Annotated in this window: 11 protein-coding genes, 2 tRNA genes and 3 rRNA genes; 11 read left to right on the top strand and 5 right to left on the bottom strand. The window is 52.8% G+C overall.

Features of this window, described 5'->3' with window-relative positions:
- Nucleotides 1–96: 96 nt before the first annotated feature.
- The 11 genes from DYD62_RS19575 (at nucleotide 97) to DYD62_RS19525 (ending at nucleotide 12,175) form a co-directional block, all read left to right on the top strand.
- Nucleotides 97–1,983 carry a TonB-dependent receptor domain-containing protein gene (locus tag DYD62_RS19575; protein ID WP_115229268.1) on the top strand — a complete coding sequence of 629 codons (1,887 nt, stop codon included), beginning with the start codon at nucleotides 97–99 and terminating at the stop codon, nucleotides 1,981–1,983.
- Nucleotides 1,980–2,537 carry a bifunctional adenosylcobinamide kinase/adenosylcobinamide-phosphate guanylyltransferase gene (gene cobU / locus DYD62_RS19570; RefSeq protein WP_115229265.1) on the top strand — a complete coding sequence of 186 codons (558 nt, stop codon included), beginning with the start codon at nucleotides 1,980–1,982 and terminating at the stop codon, nucleotides 2,535–2,537. The genes DYD62_RS19575 and cobU overlap by 4 nt, the downstream gene beginning before the upstream one ends.
- Nucleotides 2,531–3,478, top strand: coding sequence for an adenosylcobinamide-phosphate synthase CbiB (gene cbiB / locus DYD62_RS19565; RefSeq protein ID WP_115229263.1), 948 nt, complete (start codon nucleotides 2,531–2,533; stop codon nucleotides 3,476–3,478). Before cobU ends, cbiB begins: the two co-directional genes overlap by 7 nt.
- On the top strand, nucleotides 3,466–4,485 hold the full coding sequence (gene cobD / locus DYD62_RS19560; RefSeq protein ID WP_165928655.1) for a threonine-phosphate decarboxylase CobD: 1,020 nt from the start codon (nucleotides 3,466–3,468) through the stop codon (nucleotides 4,483–4,485). The genes cbiB and cobD overlap by 13 nt, the downstream gene beginning before the upstream one ends.
- A 133-nt stretch (nucleotides 4,486–4,618) precedes the next feature.
- Nucleotides 4,619–5,422: an ABC transporter substrate-binding protein gene (locus DYD62_RS19555; RefSeq protein ID WP_115229258.1), complete on the top strand. Its 804-nt coding sequence runs from the start codon at nucleotides 4,619–4,621 to the stop codon at nucleotides 5,420–5,422.
- A 600-nt stretch (nucleotides 5,423–6,022) separates the two neighbouring features.
- A complete protein-coding gene (cobO, locus tag DYD62_RS19550; protein WP_115229256.1) occupies nucleotides 6,023–6,625 on the top strand; it encodes a cob(I)yrinic acid a,c-diamide adenosyltransferase in 603 nt (200 codons plus the stop codon).
- Nucleotides 6,619–7,902, top strand: coding sequence for a cobyrinic acid a,c-diamide synthase CobB (locus tag DYD62_RS19545; RefSeq protein ID WP_115229253.1), 1,284 nt, complete (start codon nucleotides 6,619–6,621; stop codon nucleotides 7,900–7,902). Before cobO ends, DYD62_RS19545 begins: the two co-directional genes overlap by 7 nt.
- The gene (locus tag DYD62_RS19540; RefSeq protein ID WP_115229251.1) at nucleotides 7,899–8,756 is read left to right on the top strand and encodes a cobalamin-binding protein; all 858 of its coding nucleotides are present in this window, start codon (nucleotides 7,899–7,901) and stop codon (nucleotides 8,754–8,756) included. The genes DYD62_RS19545 and DYD62_RS19540 overlap by 4 nt, the downstream gene beginning before the upstream one ends.
- 101 nt (nucleotides 8,757–8,857) lie before the next feature.
- On the top strand, nucleotides 8,858–9,847 hold the full coding sequence (locus DYD62_RS19535) for a FecCD family ABC transporter permease (protein ID WP_115229249.1): 990 nt from the start codon (nucleotides 8,858–8,860) through the stop codon (nucleotides 9,845–9,847).
- The gene (locus DYD62_RS19530) at nucleotides 9,844–10,614 is read left to right on the top strand and encodes an ABC transporter ATP-binding protein (protein WP_165928654.1); all 771 of its coding nucleotides are present in this window, start codon (nucleotides 9,844–9,846) and stop codon (nucleotides 10,612–10,614) included. Before DYD62_RS19535 ends, DYD62_RS19530 begins: the two co-directional genes overlap by 4 nt.
- Before the next feature lie 115 nt (nucleotides 10,615–10,729).
- A complete protein-coding gene (locus DYD62_RS19525) occupies nucleotides 10,730–12,175 on the top strand; it encodes a cobyric acid synthase (RefSeq protein ID WP_207916468.1) in 1,446 nt (481 codons plus the stop codon).
- 185 nt (nucleotides 12,176–12,360) lie between these two features.
- Here DYD62_RS19525 and rrf read toward each other — a convergent pair.
- From rrf to DYD62_RS19500, 5 genes are all read right to left on the bottom strand, one after another.
- A 5S ribosomal RNA gene (gene rrf / locus DYD62_RS19520) occupies nucleotides 12,361–12,474 on the bottom strand.
- A gap of 148 nt (nucleotides 12,475–12,622) precedes the next feature.
- Nucleotides 12,623–15,513 (bottom strand): 23S ribosomal RNA (locus tag DYD62_RS19515).
- A gap of 283 nt (nucleotides 15,514–15,796) precedes the next feature.
- Nucleotides 15,797–15,872 (bottom strand) — tRNA-Ala (locus DYD62_RS19510).
- A gap of 151 nt (nucleotides 15,873–16,023) precedes the next feature.
- Nucleotides 16,024–16,100: transfer RNA gene (locus DYD62_RS19505), tRNA-Ile, on the bottom strand.
- A gap of 119 nt (nucleotides 16,101–16,219) precedes the next feature.
- Nucleotides 16,220–17,753, bottom strand: a 16S ribosomal RNA gene (locus tag DYD62_RS19500).
- Together the 16S, 23S and 5S rRNA genes with 2 tRNA genes alongside form the textbook arrangement of a ribosomal RNA operon.
- Nucleotides 17,754–18,181: the final 428 nt, after the last annotated feature.

Genomic DNA, 18,181 nt, shown 5'->3' with positions numbered 1-18,181 from the left:
CGAAGCGAGCTTGATTCATCGTGCCTTTGCGCCTTGATTCCTCTCTGCCTCCTCCTTGTCATCCCCTCACTTTGGGTGGCGCTCAGGAGATTAGTCATGTTGTTCCGCAATACGCCCTTCTTTGTTTTAACTTCACTTGCAGCCAGTCTATGTGCTCAGGCTGAAACGATCCTGCTTCCCCCTGTGATCACTACGGCCGCACGCCAACCCCAATCGCCTCGTGAAGTAATTGGTGACGTAACCCTGATTGATCAGGCCAGCATTCAAGAATCAGCGGCCATCAGCCTACCCGATTTGCTCGCCCGACAACCCGGCCTGCAAATCTCCAGCAACGGCGGAGCAGGCAAACCAAGCAGCGTGTTTTTGCGCGGCAATAATAGCCAGCATACTTTGGTCTTAATCGATGGGATTCGCGTTGGCTCGGCCACGCTGGGTGCGGCGGCATTTCAGCATTTCCCGCTGAGCCAGATTGATCGTATTGAAATACTGCGCGGGCCAGCCGCCAGCCTTTATGGCTCTGATGCCATCGGTGGCGTGATTCAAATCTTTAGCAAAACAGGGAAAAAAGGCTTTCATCCTTCGGTAGAGATCGGCTACGGCAGCCACAACAGCATAGAAGCTAAGGCGGGAATTTCAGGCGGCGATGAAGACACTCGCTACGCGCTGAATTTGGCCCACTCAAAAACAGATGGCATCAGCGCCATTAAAAACAGCAAGAACCCCGGCTTTTATCCTGATGATGATGGCTACGAAAACAACAGCCTGTCTTTTTCTCTTACGCATAAAATCAACAAAGACAATGAGCTGGGCGCCAGCCTGATTTCTGCTTGGGGAAAAAACCAGCTGGATGGTTATGTATTTGATGACAACTACGCAGCGGTTGCGCAAAGCTATGACTATCGGGATGAAACACGTAATAGTAGCGCCAATATCTGGAGCAAAAATCGCCTGACTAGCCACTGGAGCAGCCTGATCAAACTGGGCCACAGTAGCGATAAAAACACCTCATTCACCCCTCAATCAGCCACCGATTACAGCGATAAAACGAGCCGAATCCAAACCGAACAAACGCAATTATCCTGGCTAAATGATATAAAAACCGACTTGGGCACCTTTCAATTAGGGGCAGAAACCTTAGAGCAAAAGGTGAGTGGTGATGTCGCTTATGCCGTAGATCAACGCCGGATAAACAGCCTACAAGCAGGCTATTTAGCGCATTTTGGCGACGTTTCGCTACAAATAAATGCACGTAGTGATGACAACTCCCAATTGGGCCGACACAACACCGGCAGTGCAGGTTTAGCTTGGCAGCTCAATGATGATTGGCAGTTAGGCGGCACAGCAGGCACCGCTTTCAAAGCGCCCACTTTCAATGATTTATATTGGCCGGAAGATCCTTACAGCAGTGGCAACGCCAATTTACGTCCTGAAGAATCCAATAATAAAGAGCTCTTTATTCGCTATAGCGCGGGCACGATCAATGCCTCTTTAACCGCCTACACCAATAAAGTCTCCAACTTGATTCAATGGGCAGAAAGCCGCCCTTATTTTTCTCAGCCGATGAATGTGGGAGAAGCGCAGCTTCGCGGCATCACGCTCACCAGTGATTGGCAACAAGGCGATTACTTAGCAGGCTTTAGCTACGATTTTTTAGATGCAAGTGATAAATCAACAGGAGCCAACCACGGCAATCGCTTGGCCCGCCGCGCCAAGCACTCCGGCCTCATCTATGCAGGCATGACCTTAGATACCTGGACGCTGCGCGCTGAAATACAAGCTCAGGGGCATCGCTTTGATGACCCTGCGAATAAAAAAGAGCTAGCGGGATATGCCCTGACTAACCTCTCTGCCAGCTGGAAAATCAATAAAGACTGGTCCTTGCAAGCGCGTGTTAATAACCTCTTTGATCAAGAATACGAACAGGTTAAGGATTACGGCACGCTAGGGCGCAATGCCATGCTTAATTTGCGCTGGCAACAATGAACACCGATCCTACTAGGGCGCATAGCGCTGGCTGGCCAGTCACCGAGCTTATTTTAGGCGGGGCGCGTAGCGGCAAAAGCGGCTACGCGCTAGCCAAAGCACTGGCCCATGATGGGCAGGTGTTCTGGCTGGCCACCGCTCAGGCTTTTGACGAAGAAATGCAGGAACGCATTATCCGCCACAAGGCCGAGCGCCCCGCGCATTGGCAAACGCGAGAAGCCCCGCTGCAGCTGGCCACAGCACTGGCACAAAGCCAAGATCAGTTTTGCGTGATTGATTGCCTAACGCTGTGGCTGTCCAACTGGCTGTGCAAGGATGACTTGGCAGGCTGGGCGCAAGAAAAGCAGGCCTTTATTACCGCAGCCGCCGCACATCGCGGCACGCTTTTATTGGTGAGCAATGAGGTGGGCTTTGGCATCGTGCCGGACAATGCGCTGGCCCGATTATTCCGCGATGAAGCTGGCCGCTTGCATCAGGATATCGCCAGACAAGCCGCTAACGTGACGCTGGTGGTCGCCGGAATCCCTATGCCGGTGAAGCGCAGCGGATGTTGAATCTTGCGTCATCTCACTGGCTATTCGCCTTCACCCTTGGCCTCTTGCTGGAGCTTTGTTTGGGCGAGCCTAAGCGCTTTCACCCGCTGGTAGGCTTTGGCTGGCTGGCGTCCTGGCTAGAGCGGCGCTTTAATCTGGCTAAAGATCAACAAACAAATAGCAGATTAAATCAATTCAATATTTTCTGTGGTGCGGTGGCGTGGCTCTTACTGATAGGCTCATCGCTGGCCGCCTTTGCCTTGCTAAAAAATTTCACAGGCTGGTGGGCCGACGCTTTGGCGCTGTGGTTTGCCCTTGGCGCGCGCAGCTTGTTTGAGCATGTGCACGCCATCGCCCGCCCCTTAAGCCTAGGGGATTTAGCCGCTGCTCGCCTTGCCGTTAGCCGCATTGTGAGCCGCGACTGCAGCCAACTAAATGAAACGGGCGTTGCAAAAGCGGGCTTAGAATCCACCCTAGAAAACGGCGCAGATGCGGTTTTTGCCAGCCTGTTTTTCTTTGCACTATTCGGCGGCTATGGCGTGCTGCTGCACCGCCTTGCCAATACGCTGGACGCCATGTGGGGCTATAAAACCTCGCGCTTATTTCATTTTGGCCGCATTGCCGCAAGGGCCGACGATGTGCTCAATTTTATCCCCGCCCGCCTTACCGCACTCAGCTACGCCCTACTCGGCCATAGCCGCAGTGCGTTTTCCTGCTGGCAGAGCCAAGCGCCACTCTGGGACAGCCCCAATGCAGGCCCGGTGATGGCCAGCGGTGCGGGTGCTTTGCAGGTTTGTTTAGGCGGCGAGGCCATCTATCACGGCGAGCTACATCAGCGTACTGAGCTCGGAATCGGCCCAGCGCCAAACGCCCACGATTTACAGCGCGGTATCGTGCTAGTGCAAAAAACGCTGGCCCTGTGGATTGCACTTTTATTTGGAGGTGCACTGTGGATGCTGTAAGCCAGCCCCAACATGGCGGCGATCTGCAACGTGCAGTGGCAGCATATGGTGGAGATTTAGCCGACTGGATTGACTGCTCCAGCGGCATCGCCCCCTGGGCCTATCCCCTGCCCGCCGTACCCGATCATATCTGGCAGCGCCTGCCCGACCAAGACCAGGCCTTGCTGCTTGCCGCGCAAAAGTATTACGGCTGCGAGCACCTGCTCGCCCTTGCTGGTAGCCAAGTTGGCATCGCCCTACTGCCCAAACTACGCCCTGCTTGCCGCGTGGCCATCATCAGCCCCACCTATGCTGAGCATCATTGGCAATGGCAACATGCTGGGCATGAGGTCAGCGCAATCAGCAGTGAGCAAGTGGATGAATATTTAGAAAGCAGTTCCATTGATGTACTGATCGTGGTCAATCCAAACAACCCCAGCGGCCAGCAAATCAGCGCTGCCATCTTACTCGGCTGGCATAAAAGATTGGCTCAACAGGGTGGCTGCTTGATTGTGGACGAAGCCTTTGCCGATTGCGCCCCCGCAGAGAGCCTGCTGCCCCATGCAGGCAAAACAGGGCTGATTATTCTGCGCTCTATTGGTAAATTCTTTGGTCTGGCTGGGATTCGCCTGGGCTTTATCGCCTGTGAACAGCCGCTTTTAGAAGAGATAAAACAAGCACTCGGCCCTTGGCATATCAGCGGTCCAGCACTATGGGCAGGGCAAATCGCCTTCAGCGATACCGCTTGGCAAGCCGCGCAACAACAGCGTTTGCTGGCCAATCAGGCGTGGATGATAGACACACTCAGCGAGGCAGGTTTAAGGCCTAGCGGCAGCCTGCCCCTGCTGCACTGGTGCCCCACGCCCGATGCCAAAGCATTGCATAGCCAACTCGCCCAACAAAAAATATGGTGCCGCCTGTTCGATCAAAACAATCACCAGGGCCTGCGCTTTGGGCCGGTAGCAGAACATCAGCAAGCACAATTTAAAACCCGACTGTGGGCGGCGTTAGGAAATGAGATTGCATAGGGTGTGAAACGACGAAGTCGTTACGCACCACAACCGGTGCGCAAAGACTTGCCCCTTCTGAATTCAACGCTGGTTTTTTAGGGCGGATAAAACCCGCCGCCACTCATACGGCACGCGAAAAAAGGATTTGAACATGAACACCCCTACAAAAATCGCCTGTCTTTCCAGCGAAACCGTGGATGTTTTATACGCACTCGGCCAGCAGCATCACATCGCGGGCATTAGCGCTTTTTCGCGCCACCCTGAGGGCGTCACCAAGCAGCACCCGATTATTTGTGGCTTTTCCAGCGCCAAAGTCGAGAAAATCCTCGCAGTAAAGCCCGATCTGGTGCTGGCGTATTCCAGCCTGCAAGGCGAGATGGTCAAAGAATGCATCTTGGCCGGTCTGGAAGTGCACTTTTTTAACCAAAAAAGCCTGGCTGGTATTTTCAATATGATCGCTACGCTGGGCCGCCTGCTCGATTGCCAGCCCGCCGCTACGGCGCTACTTGCTGATCTACAGACCCAGATCGAAGCCGCCCGCGCCAAAGCAGCAACTTTCAAATCGCGGCCTAAAGTCTATTTTGAAGAATGGCACGACCCGCTCTACACCGGCATCCGCTGGGTTTCTGAGCTAATCGAGATTGCCGGTGGCGACGATATTTTTAGCCAGCTATCGCACGCTACCCGCGCCAAAGATCGCACCGTCAGCCCGGAGCAAATCATTGCCGCCCAGCCGGATATCATCATCGGCAGCTGGTGCGGCCAACCCTTCGATGCCGATGCCGTACGGGCAAGGCCAGACTGGAAATCCATACCCGCCATTGCCAACAATCAACTATTCGAAGTAGCCAGCCACGACCTCCTCGTCCCCGGCATCGCCGCGATTCGAGATGGCTTACCCAAAATTCAAAAAATGATTGCTGATTGGCAGTTGAACACAAAACCCACTTCTTGAAACACGGAGGCCACAGAGAACACGGAGTTTCACGGAGAAACCAGTCAGATATACTTATTCCCCCCTTTGAAAAAGGGGGGCTAGGGGGGATTTGGTACGGCATATCTTTACGAAAAAGAGCCAAGGCAAATCCCCCTCAATCCCCCTTTTACAAAGGGGGAAGCTGCAGCACTGAAGTGTGGCTGTGACGCCTGAAGTTGAGCAAGTACTTAGCGCGCAGTGATTACCGCAGGAAATCACTGCGCCGAAGGTATTAAATAATTTGCTTTTTAAGTAGCACATCAAGAAGAACGTAATTTCTACGCTCTTCGCACGGGGCTTTTACCTCCCCCTGAGACCAGCCGATCGAGGAACAAGCGGCATGGGGATGTCGTCAATTCGTGTTTGAGCGCAGCGAGTTGAATCGACGCCTTGCCGATTGTCCGCAGAGAGGGAACCCCGCGCAGCGGGGCGCAGCTTTGAGTCGCTTGGCTTCGTTTCTTGGCGAAGCAAGAAAGGAAGGCCCCCGCGGTGGCTACCGCACCCAAACACCGTGCCGCAGGCACTATTTAACAAAATACTTCTAACTTTAAGTTAGCGAATGACCGGAGAGCCATCACCATGACCATCAACACCGAACGCAATGCCCGCCACGCCGCCCGTATGGCGCGTAAAAAAGCCGTCATCGATGCGCACATCGCCGAAGCCAATATCGACACCGGCATCATGATTTTGCTCACCGGCAATGGCAAAGGTAAATCATCCTCCGCCTTTGGCATGGTCGCGCGCGCCATTGGCCACGGGCTTAAAGTGGGCGTAGTGCAGTTTATTAAAAACCGCACCGATACCGGCGAAGAAGCCCTGCTCGGCAAGCATTGCGAATGGCATGTGATGGGCGATGGCTTTACTTGGGAAACACAGAATTTTGAAGCTGACAAAGCGCGCTCAGAAGAAGCATGGGCGATGGCGGCCAAAATGCTCAACGACCCAAGCTACGATGTGGTGGTCTTGGATGAGCTGACTTACTGCCTGAGCTACAAATATTTGGATAAAGACATCATTATTAAAGACATCGAATCCCGCCCAGAAATGCAGCATGTGGTGGTCACTGGCCGTGCCGCAGTAGCAGAGCTACACGATATTGCCGACACCGTAACCGTACTCAACGATGAAAAACACGCTTATAAAGCCGGCATCAGGGCGCAAAAGGGTTTGGAATGGTAAGCGCCGCTACTCTGCTGATTGCAGCGCCTTCTTCAGGCAGTGGTAAAACCACCATCACGGCAGCGCTAGCCTGGCATCATCGCCGCTTGGGCCGCAGGGTGAAGGTTTTTAAATGCGGGCCGGATTTCCTAGACCCGATGCTGCTGAGCTACGCCAGTGGCGCGCCGGTAGATAATCTGGATTTGTGGATGGTCGGCGAGGACTTATGCCGCCAGATGCTGGCCGATGCGGCGCAAGACGCCGATGTCATTCTAATCGAAGCCGTAATGGGCCTCTTTGATGGCGAGCCTTCTGCCGCAGATTTAGCCACGCGGCTTGGATTGCCTGTGCTGGCCATTATTGATGCCAGCGCCATGGCGCAAACCTTTGGCGCGCTGGCTTTTGGGCTGGCGCATTACAAAAGCGATCTGCCCTTTTATGGCGTGCTGGCGAATAAAGTAGCAGGCGATCGCCACGCACAAATGTTGCAAGAATCGGCCAAAACTGAGCATTGGCAAGGCTGGCTGGGCAAACACGAAGCCCTGCCCGAGCGGCATTTAGGCCTAGTGCTGCCGAATGAAATTTCTGATTTGGCGCAAAAACTCGACGCACTGGCCGATGCCCTAGCTAGCCAGCCGATTGCAGCTTTGCCGCGAGTCATCGATTACAGCAGCTCTACACGCCCAGCTTTAGCCCCGCTGCTGGCAGGTAAACGCATCGCCATCGCTCGTGATACTGCCTTTTGCTTTATTTACCCAGCCAATTTAACTTGTCTGAGCGAAATGGGCGCAGAGCTGGTGTTTTTCTCACCGCTTGCGCATGAAGCGTTGCCGGATGCCGACGCACTCTATTTGCCCGGCGGTTACCCTGAGCTGCACGCTGCAACGCTCGCCGCTCATCCCAGCATTGCCGCCGATTTACGCCACTGGCTGGCCGCAGATAAGCCGGTATTTGCCGAATGCGGCGGCATGCTGGCACTTTGCGAATTGCTAACGCTCAGCGATGGCACATCACATAAAATGTGGGGCGTTTTAGACGCCACAGCCACCATGCAAAAACGCCTTTCGGCCCTTGGTATGCAAGCTTTTGACTTAGGTGCGGGCAAATTACGCGGCCACACGTTTCACTACTCAACATTGCAAAGCACACTGCCGCCGCTGACCCATGCCACGCCCTGCCGCTTGGGCAGTAGTGGTGAGGCCATTTACCGCCAAGGCAGCCTCACCGCCAGCTATGTGCATGCATGGATGAGGAGCAACCCTGCCGCCAGCGCCGCCCTTTTTGGATATTCCCAATGAAAATCATCGCCCTTATCAGTAGCCTGCTACTGGCCTTAAATGCAGCGGCCAGCGTCAGTGTAAAAGACGACCGTGGCCAAGACATCACCTTAGCCAAGCCAGCACAACGCATCATCAGCCTAGCCCCGCACGCCACCGAAGACTTGTTTGCCATCGGCGCAGGCAAGTTGATTGTTGGCGCGGTGAATTACAGCGATTACCCGCCAGAAGCGAACAAGATCGAGCGCATCGGTGGTTACAACGGCTTTGATCTGGAACGCATCCGCGCCCTTAAGCCCGATCTCATCGTGGCCTGGCAAAGCGGCAACCCCGCCAAGCAGCTGGCACAAATCGAAACCCTCGGCCTGCCCGTTTTTTATACTTTCTCTAAAAAACTGGAAGACGTGCCCACGGTGATGGAACGTTTAGGCGTGTTAACCGCCAAAGAAAGCGAAGCGCAGGCAGCCGCCAGCAAATACCGCAACAGCCTTGCCGCACTAGAGAAAAAATACGCGGGCAAAAAGCCAATCCGTGTTTTCTATCAGGTATGGGACAGGCCCTTGATGACGATTAACCGCGAGCAAATTATCTCTGATGCGATGCGCCTCTGTGGTGGTGTGAACGTCTTTGCCGACTTGCCTGCACTGGTGCCCACCATCGACGACGAGGCCGTGCTCGCCGCTAATCCGGATGTGATCATCACCAGCGGCGAGCCGGGGGTGAAAGACAGCTGGCTGAATCGCTGGAAACGCTGGCCTAATCTGAAAGCCAATAAACACCTCTACATCCTGCCCAAAGACCTGCTTAGCCGCATGGGGCCAAGATTGGTAGAAGGCACCGCCAAACTTTGCGAAGCCATTGATAAAGCGCGTTAAAACCCAAACCAAACCCAGATCTTGAAATTCCGTTTTTCAAGATCTGGGTTGTATTTATTACTCTCAGCAATTCAAGATTTGGTTTTTTAGGCAAAGTAATTATGAAGCATTCCCGCCTCACCCCGGCCAGACTTACCCTCACGCTGCTTGTGCTCAGTGCCCTGCTATTGATCACCGTTGTCCTTAGCCTCTGCTTTGGCAGCACCAGCTATCGCCCTTGGCAATTACTGGGTAATGGGCCTGATGCCGCACTGGCCCGTGATGTGGTGCTGGAGCTGCGCCTGCCGCGCACCTTGGCCGCCATTGCCGTCGGTGGCCTGCTGGCTTTGGCCGGAGCCTTACAACAAGTTTTACTCAGAAACCCGCTTGCCGATCCTTACATCCTTGGCACATCAGGCGGGGCCAGCGTTGGGGCCTTGCTGGCGCTGCTGTTAGGAGCGGGGGTCGGCACGGTCAACTTAGCCGCCTGCTGTGGTGCCTTGCTCAGTATTACGCTGGTGTTTATCCTGGCACGCAAAGATCACTCCAGCAGCCAAGCACGCTTACTTCTCACAGGGGTGGCGATTGCCTCTTTCTGTGGGGCACTATCGAGCTTATTACTCAGCCTTGCACCCGATGGCCTCTTGCGCGGCATGGTGTTCTGGATGTTGGGTGATTTGGCCGGGGCACGTTGGCAACTGGCCTTACCACTGCTTTTAGCGCTACTTTTACTCGTCTGGCCCTTGGCGCGTCAGCTTAATGTACTCAGCCAGGGCGCTCAAACCGCCCATGCACTCGGGGCTAATACGCGTAAATTGCAATGGTTGCTTTACTTTGTCGCAGCCGCAGCAACGGCCATCGCTGTGACCACTGCGGGGATGATTGGTTTTATCGGCTTAATCGTTCCGCACGCCTTGCGGCTGGTTTTAGGCCACGATCAACGCCTGCTCTTACCCGCCGTTGCGCTCACAGGCGGCACGGTCCTGCTTGCCGCTGATATCACTTCGCGGATTATTCTGGCCCCGCAACAACTACCCGTTGGGGTGATTACCGCGCTGGCAGGAGTACCCGTGTTTCTATGGCTATTACAACATCGAGGGGCCGCACGGTGAGCCATTTATCACTTAGCTCCTTAGCGATTCAGCAGGGTGAGCGCCTGCTTTGCCAAGATTTAAACCTTGAAATTAATCAAGGCGAAAGCTGGCTTATTTTGGGTGAAAATGGCTGTGGCAAAAGCACCTTACTCGCCACACTGGCGGCATGGCTCAAGCCTGCAGCGGGCAAGATCCAGCTCAAGCAACGGCCATTAAAAGAATGGGCCGGCCATGAGCGTGCCAAACAAATCGCCTGGCTTAGCCAACAGGATGACTGCCCTTTTCCCTTATCCGTCATCGAAAAAGTGCTCAGCGGCCGCCACCCTCATCAGGGGCCATGGGATTGGGAAAGCCAGGATGATCTGCGCCTCGCCGATGAACAATTAGCAAGGCTGGATCTAAGCGATCTAAAACACCGCGATCTTGCCACGCTATCAGGAGGCGAGCGCCGCCGGGCCAGCCTTGCCGCGACGCTCGCTCAGCAAGCGCCATTGATTTTACTGGATGAACCCTTGTCCCAGCTCGATCTACGCCACCAGCAACAAGCTTTATCCGTATTGCGCGAAGAAAACCAAGCAGGCAGAACCCTGCTGATGATCAGCCATGACCCCAACCACGCCCAGCAATGGGCAAGCCATGTGCTGCTGATGTTTGGCGATGGCCAATGGCTGGCAGGGCCTGCCTCAGAGATCATGAATAGTAAGAACCTCAGCGCGCTCTACCGCACCGAAATACGCAGTGCCAACATCGAAGGGCAGGAGTGGTTTATTCCTCTGCCTCGCTAAGCCCCAAACCCAAATATTGAACCATAGAGGACACTGAGAACACGGAGTTTCACAGATCTTAGGTTTGAAGCTTTGAGCATTTTCACCCTCTACACACTCCCCAAAAGGCAAAACCATGCCCACTCTTATGATTCAAGGCTGCACCTCGGATGCAGGCAAGACCACCATTGTTGCCGCGCTCTGCCGTATTCTCCTGCGCCGTGGCATCAAAGTTGCACCATTTAAGCCACAAAATATGGCGCTCAATAGTGCGGTCACCAGCGATGCAGGTGAGATTGGCCGCGCCCAAGCCATGCAAGCCGTTGCCGCTGGCATCGCCCCGCATACCGATTTCAACCCGGTATTACTCAAGCCCTCCAGCGATTGCCGTGCCCAAATCATTATTCAAGGTAAAAGCATCGGCAATCTGGATGCAGTTGATTACCACGCCTATAAGCAAACGGCTAAAAAAGCCGTATTTGAATCATGGGGGCGCTTAAAAGAGCAATATGAATGGGTGATTGTTGAAGGCGCGGGCAGCCCTGCCGAAATCAATTTACGCGCAGGTGATATTGCCAATATGGGCTTTGCCGAAGAAGCCGATTGCCCGGTATGGTTAGTTGCCGATATCGATCGGGGCGGTGTATTTGCTCACTTTATTGGCACACTTGCCTGCCTTTCCGAATCAGAACAGGCGAGGATTAGCGGCTTTATCATCAACCGTTTTCGGGGTGATTTAAGCCTGTTGCAAGGTGGAATTGACTGGCTAGAACAAAAAACCGGCAAACCCGTCATCGCCGTCGTCCCCTATTTGCACGGGTTGGATATCGCAGCAGAAGACGCCGTACCTCGCACAGCAGGCAATGGCGGCGACTTTAAAATCGTTATCGCCACCCTGCCGCATATTTCCAACCACACCGATTTCGACCCACTACGCCGCATTGCTGGCGTCGATTGCAGCTACGCCACGCCCAATCAGCCTTTGCCCGCTGCCGATCTGATCGTCATCCCCGGCAGCAAAAACACCCGTGGCGATCTGGCATGGCTACGCCAGCAGGGTTGGGATAAACAGATCGAAAAACACCTACGCTTTGGTGGCAAAGTCATCGGCATTTGCGGCGGCTACCAAATGCTAGGCCAAACCATCGCCGATCCGCTCGGGCTGGAAGGCGAAGCAGGAGACTCTAAAGGGCTGGGCTGGCTGCCTATTGTCACATCGCTGGAGCAAGACAAGCAGCTGCGTAATTTATCCGGGCAACTCATCGCAAATGGTGAAACGGTAACAGGTTACGAAATCCACCATGGCGAAACCCAAATCATAGATTCAGCAGCCACTCCACTGATTAAATATGCCAATGAACACGACGGCATCATCACCGACCAAGTCCTTGGCTGCTACCTGCACGGCCTATTTGACTCCAGCGCAGCATTAACATCATTACTCGCATGGGCTGGCCACCAATTCGCAGAAGTCGTTGATCACCAACAGCTGCTGGAGCAAGAAATAGACCGCCTTAGCGATGCGCTAGACCAAGCTATAGACTGGAAAAAAGCAAAACAAGCAGATCTAAATATCTCTTAGGTTTTGTAGCTTGGGTTAGCAGTCTGCGTGCGAGGTTTACCTCGCGTAGGTTGGGTTAGCAGCTTTATCGCGTAACCCAACACGCAAACCATCAAGATGGTCGTTACGCTACAGCGTGCATTTCTTCCACGCAAAGCAAAACCCCCGCCTCTTTCGAGTACGGGGGTCTTGGTACGGCTTAGGGTGTCTGGCAATGACCTACTTTCACACAGGTAATCTGCACTATCATCGGCGCTAAGGTGTTTCACTGTCCTGTTCGGGATGGGAAGGAGTGGGACCACCTCGCTATGGTCGCCAGACTTTAACGGGTTAACTCGTTGCACTTACTACTCTGCAACGCGTTCAGTTCAATAGAAGAAGTAATATATTACTTTGTACTGCTTGTTTCTCAAATTCAGCTCTAATCTTGGGTAGATTATACCGTCGCACACACGCGCTTCAGGTTATAGGATCAAGCCTTACGGGCAATTAGTATCGGTTAGCTTAACGCATTACTGCGCTTCCACACCCGACCTATCAACGTCCTGGTCTCGAACGACCCTTTAAAAGGCTTAAAGCCTTGGGGAAATCTCATCTTGAGGCGAGTTTCGCGCTTAGATGCTTTCAGCGCTTATCTCTTCCAGATTTAGCTACCCGGCGATGCCACTGGCGTGACAACCGGTACACCAGAGATCTGTCCACTCCGGTCCTCTCGTACTAGGAGCAGCCCCCCTCAAATTTCCAACGCCCACTGCAGATAGGGACCAAACTGTCTCACGACGTTTTGAACCCAGCTCACGTACCACTTTAAATGGCGAACAGCCATACCCTTGGGACCGGCTACAGCCCCAGGATGTGATGAGCCGACATCGAGGTGCCAAACTCCGCCGTCGATGTGAACTCTTGGGCGGAATCAGCCTGTTATCCCCGGAGTACCTTTTATCCGTTGAGCGATGGCCCTTCCATTCAGAACCACCGGATCACTATGTCCTGCTTTCGCACCTGCTCGACTTGTCTGTCTCGCAGTTAAGCCGCCTTATGCCATTACACTATCAGTACGATGTCCGACCGTACCTAGGCGACCTTCGAGCTCCTCCGTTACAATTTGGGAGGAGACCGCCCCAGTCAAACTGCCTACCATGCACGGTCCCCGATCCGGATAACGGACCAAGGTTAGAACCTCAAAGGGGTCAGGGTGGTATTTCAAGGACGACTCCACACAGACTAGCGTCCATGCTTCAATGTCTCCCACCTATCCTACACAAACCACTTCAAAGTCCAATGCAAAGCTACAGTAAAGGTTCACGGGGTCTTTCCGTCTAGCAGCGGGGAGATTGCATCTTCACAAACATTTCAACTTCGCTGAGTCTCAGGAGGAGACAGTAGGGCCATCGTTACGCCATTCGTGCGGGTCGGAACTTACCCGACAAGGAATTTCGCTACCTTAGGACCGTTATAGTTACGGCCGCCGTTTACTGGGACTTCAGTCAAGAGCTTGCACCCCATCATTTAATCTTCCAGCACCGGGCAGGCGTCACACCCTATACGTCGTCTTTCGACTTTGCAGAGTGCTGTGTTTTTGATAAACAGTCGCAGCCCCCATTTCTCTGCGACCCATGTCAGCTCCAGCCGCAAGGGCCTTCACCTAATATGGGCTCACCTTCTCCCGAAGTTACGGTGATAATTTGCCGAGTTCCTTCTCCTGAGTTCTCTCAAGCACCTTAGAATTCTCTTCCTACCCACCTGTGTCGGTTTGCGGTACGGTCAATATAAAGCTGAAGCTTAGAGGCTTTTCTTGGAAGCATAGGATCAATCACTTCAGTCCGAAGACTTCGTCGTCACGTCTCAGCGTTAAAGCAGCCCGGATTTGCCTAAGCCACACGCCTACTCGCTTAAACCCACTATTCCAACAGTGGGCTGACCTACCTTTCTCCGTCCCCCCATCGCACTTTATATCGGTACGGGAATATTAACCCGTTGTCCATCGACTACGCATTTCTGCCTCGCCTTAGGGGCCGACTCACCCTGCGCCGATGAACGTTGCGCAGGAAACCTTGGGTTTTCGGTGTGCGGGCTTTTCACCCGCATTATCGCTACTCATGTCAGCATTCGCACTTCCGATACCTCCAGCATCCTTCTCAAGACACCTTCGCAGGCCTACGGAACGCTCCTCTACCATATGCACATCGTGCATATTCGCGTCTTCGGTTATCAGTTTGAGCCCCGTTACATCTTCCGCGCAGGACGACTCGACCAGTGAGCTATTACGCTTTCTTTAAATGATGGCTGCTTCTAAGCCAACATCCTGGCTGTCTATGCCTTCCCACCTCGTTTTCCACTTAACTGATTATTTGGGACCTTAGACGGCGATCTGGGTTGTTTCCCTCTTGACCATGGACGTTAGCACCCACAGTCTGTCTCCCATGCTCGCACTTGACGGTATTCAGAGTTTGCCATGGTTTGGTAAGTCGCGATGACCCCCTAGCCATAACAGTGCTTTACCCCCGTCAGTGATACATGAGGCACTACCTAAATAGTTTTCGAGGAGAACCAGCTATTTCCAAGTTTGTTTAGCCTTTCACCCCTATCCACAGCTCATCCCCTAATTTTGCAACATTAGTGGGTTCGGACCTCCAGTGCGTGTTACCGCACCTTCATCCTGGCCATGGATAGATCACTTGGTTTCGGGTCTACGCCCAGCAACTATGCGCCCTATTCGGACTCGGTTTCCCTACGCCTCCCCTACTCGGTTAAGCTTGCTACTGAACGTAAGTCGCTGACCCATTATACAAAAGGTACGCAGTCACCCCATTTTTCAAGGGCTCCCACTGTTTGTATGCATCCGGTTTCAGGTTCTATTTCACTCCCCTCCCGGGGTTCTTTTCGCCTTTCCCTCACGGTACTGGTTCACTATCGGTCGATGATGAGTATTTAGCCTTGGAGGATGGTCCCCCCATCTTCAAACAGGATTTCTCGTGTCCCGCCCTACTTGTCGCATGCTTAGTACCAACCAATCTTTTTCGTGTACGGGGCTATCACCCACTGTCGCCAGACTTTCCAGACTGTTCCACTAAAGTTTGATTTATCACATGCAGGCTCTTCCCATTTCGCTCGCCACTACTTTGGGAATCTCGGTTGATTTCTTTTCCTTCGGCTACTTAGATGTTTCAGTTCGCCGAGTTCGCTTCTCATGACCTATGTATTCAGTCATGGATGACCCAAAAGGGCCGGGTTTCCCCATTCGGATATCACGGGATCAATGCTTATTTGCCAGCTCCCCCGTGCTTTTCGCAGGCTAACGCGTCCTTCTTCGCCTATCATCGCCAAGGCATCCACCAGATGCACTTAGTCGCTTGATCCTATAACCTCAAACACGTATCAACAAAGTTAATACAATTCGAAGTATCTGATTTCGCTTTGTTTGCGACATCGATTATTCAGTTCTGACTTCGAACAATCGATTTTGATACAATCTACCCTTATTTATTTCTAAATTTGAGTATTACTTCTTCTATTTTTTTAAAGATCAAAGATACGTCTTGCTGATTTTAGAAATCAGAAATAAACCATCGTCCCAAGCTTTGAATCTCTCTTGAGACAGTGTGTTATTTCTAGTTTCTTTATTCCACCACTCAAAAGGAGTGGTGGAGGCTAACGGACTCGAACCGTTCACCCCCTGCTTGCAAAGCAGGTGCTCTACCAGATGAGCTAAGCCCCCAAATTACTTCGCTATACTTCGTCATTCAATCTCTCGTTTACTTCAGTAAACGTCGAGATTTCATTTCTCGTCTAGCTTGCAATTAATTTACTGCAATCAAAACCAAACTGGTCGCTCTGTTGACAGAGCCTTCCAACCATCAAAAAATCAATGGTGGGTCAGACAGGAATCGAACCTGTGACCCCCGCCTTATCAAGACGGTGCTCTAACCGACTGAGCTACTGACCCATTTCAGAATATTCAGGTAGCTAATCTACGCCGCCCGAGCTACTGACCCAATCTGATTTTGTATCTTTGTTTTTTTACAGTCGATGAGTGTGAGTACTCAATCCAAAAGTCTTCTCTTGAAAGGAGGTGATCCAGCCGCAGGTTCCCCTACGGCTACCTTGTTACGACTTCACCCCAGTCATGAATCCCACCGTGGTAAGCGGCCTCCTTACGGTTAGCCTACCTACTTCTGGTGAAACCCATTCCCATGGTGTGACGGGCGGTGTGTACAAGGCCCGGGAACGTATTCACCGCGACATGCTGATCCGCGATTACTAGCGATTCCGACTTCATGGAGTCGAGTTGCAGACTCCAATCCGGACTACGATCGGTTTTATGAGATTAGCTCCACCTCGCGGCTTGGCAACCCTCTGTACCGACCATTGTATGACGTGTGAAGCCCTAGCCATAAGGGCCATGAGGACTTGACGTCATCCCCACCTTCCTCCGGTTTGTCACCGGCAGTCTCCTTAAAGTGCCCAACTAAATGGTAGCAACTAAGGACAAGGGTTGCGCTCGTTGCGGGACTTAACCCAACATCTCACGACACGAGCTGACGACAGCCATGCAGCACCTGTGTTCAAGTTCCTTGCGGCACTCCCCAATCTCTCAGGGATTCTTGACATGTCAAGGCTAGGTAAGGTTTTTCGCGTTGCATCGAATTAATCCACATCATCCACCGCTTGTGCGGGCCCCCGTCAATTCCTTTGAGTTTTAGCCTTGCGGCCGTACTCCCCAGGCGGTCTACTTCACGCGTTAGCTGCGTTACTAAGGAACGAATTCCCCAACAACTAGTAGACATCGTTTAGGGCGTGGACTACCAGGGTATCTAATCCTGTTTGCTCCCCACGCTTTCGTGCATGAGTGTCAGTATTAGCCCAGGGGGTTGCCTTCGCCATCGGTGTTCCTCCGCATCTCTACGCATTTCACTGCTACACGCGGAATTCCACCCCCCTCTGCCATACTCTAGTTGACCAGTTTGCAATGCAATTCCCAGGTTGAGCCCGGGGCTTTCACATCACACTTAATCAACCACCTGCGCACCCTTTACGCCCAGTAATTCCGATTAACGCTTGGACCCTACGTATTACCGCGGCTGCTGGCACGTAGTTAGCCGGTCCTTATTCTTCCGGTACTGTCATCCCCAATGGATATTAGCCACTAGGATTTCCTCCCGAACAAAAGCGCTTTACAACCCGAAGGCCTTCTTCACGCACGCGGCATTGCTGGATCAGGCTTGCGCCCATTGTCCAAGATTCCCCACTGCTGCCTCCCGTAGGAGTCTGGACCGTGTCTCAGTTCCAGTGTGGCGGATCGTCCTCTAAGACCCGCTACAGATCGTGGCCTTGGTGAGCCTTTACCTCACCAACTAGCTAATCTGATATCGGCCGCTCTAATAACGAGAGGTCTTGCGATCCCCCTCTTTCCCCCTCAGGGCGTATGCGGTATTAGCTATCCTTTCGGATAGTTATCCCCCATTACTAGGTACGTTCCGATATATTACTCACCCGTTCGCCACTCGTCAGCGGTGCAAGCACCCTGTTACCGTTCGACTTGCATGTGTAAAGCATGCCGCCAGCGTTCAATCTGAGCCAGGATCAAACTCTTTAGTTTAATCGCTAAGCTAGTACTTACTGGCTTACTTTATTCAGAGCAACCATCGCTGGTTGCTCCTTACTCATGTAAGCACTTGTTTCGCTTCCGAATCAAGCACTCACACTCATCGACTGTATTTTTTTAAAGATCGTTCTCGCTACCTGCATCACTCCGTTTCCGTGTGTGCTGCAGCGAGAGGCCGAACTATACCGGCGGGGCCCCATTCGGTCAACACCCTGAGCAAGATAAAACGAAGTAAGTCGCTAAGTGATTGATTTTAAGTAAATCTATTTTTCTATATTTCAGCCACACACACTCAAGCCAAAGACTCGCCGCAACCAAATTACTTTCATTTCCGTGAAATAATCATGCATTTAGAAACTTTATCGTTTCGTTAGACAATGGAAGTCCAGCGTCATCGCTCCCGGCAGCAAGCAGAGCTTGTT

This window comes from Iodobacter fluviatilis (assembly GCF_900451195.1).
GTDB classification, from domain to species: Bacteria; Pseudomonadota; Gammaproteobacteria; order Burkholderiales; family Chitinibacteraceae; genus Iodobacter; species Iodobacter fluviatilis.
This window is presented reverse-complemented; position numbering and strand designations above follow the sequence as displayed.

Bases quoted from the DNA above. Each gene is read 5' to 3' on its own strand.
- DYD62_RS19525 (WP_207916468.1), top strand. From the start codon at position 10,730: ATGCCCACTCTTATGATTCAAGGCTGCACCTCGGATGCAGGCAAGACC.
- DYD62_RS19575 (WP_115229268.1), top strand. From the start codon at position 97: ATGTTGTTCCGCAATACGCCCTTCTTTGTTTTAACTTCACTTGCAGCC.
- cobU (WP_115229265.1), top strand. From the start codon at position 1,980: ATGAACACCGATCCTACTAGGGCGCATAGCGCTGGCTGGCCAGTCACC.
- DYD62_RS19540 (WP_115229251.1), top strand. From the start codon at position 7,899: ATGAAAATCATCGCCCTTATCAGTAGCCTGCTACTGGCCTTAAATGCA.
- DYD62_RS19545 (WP_115229253.1), top strand. From the start codon at position 6,619: ATGGTAAGCGCCGCTACTCTGCTGATTGCAGCGCCTTCTTCAGGCAGT.
- DYD62_RS19535 (WP_115229249.1), top strand. From the start codon at position 8,858: ATGAAGCATTCCCGCCTCACCCCGGCCAGACTTACCCTCACGCTGCTT.
- DYD62_RS19555 (WP_115229258.1), top strand. From the start codon at position 4,619: ATGAACACCCCTACAAAAATCGCCTGTCTTTCCAGCGAAACCGTGGAT.
- cbiB (WP_115229263.1), top strand. From the start codon at position 2,531: ATGTTGAATCTTGCGTCATCTCACTGGCTATTCGCCTTCACCCTTGGC.
- cobO (WP_115229256.1), top strand. From the start codon at position 6,023: ATGACCATCAACACCGAACGCAATGCCCGCCACGCCGCCCGTATGGCG.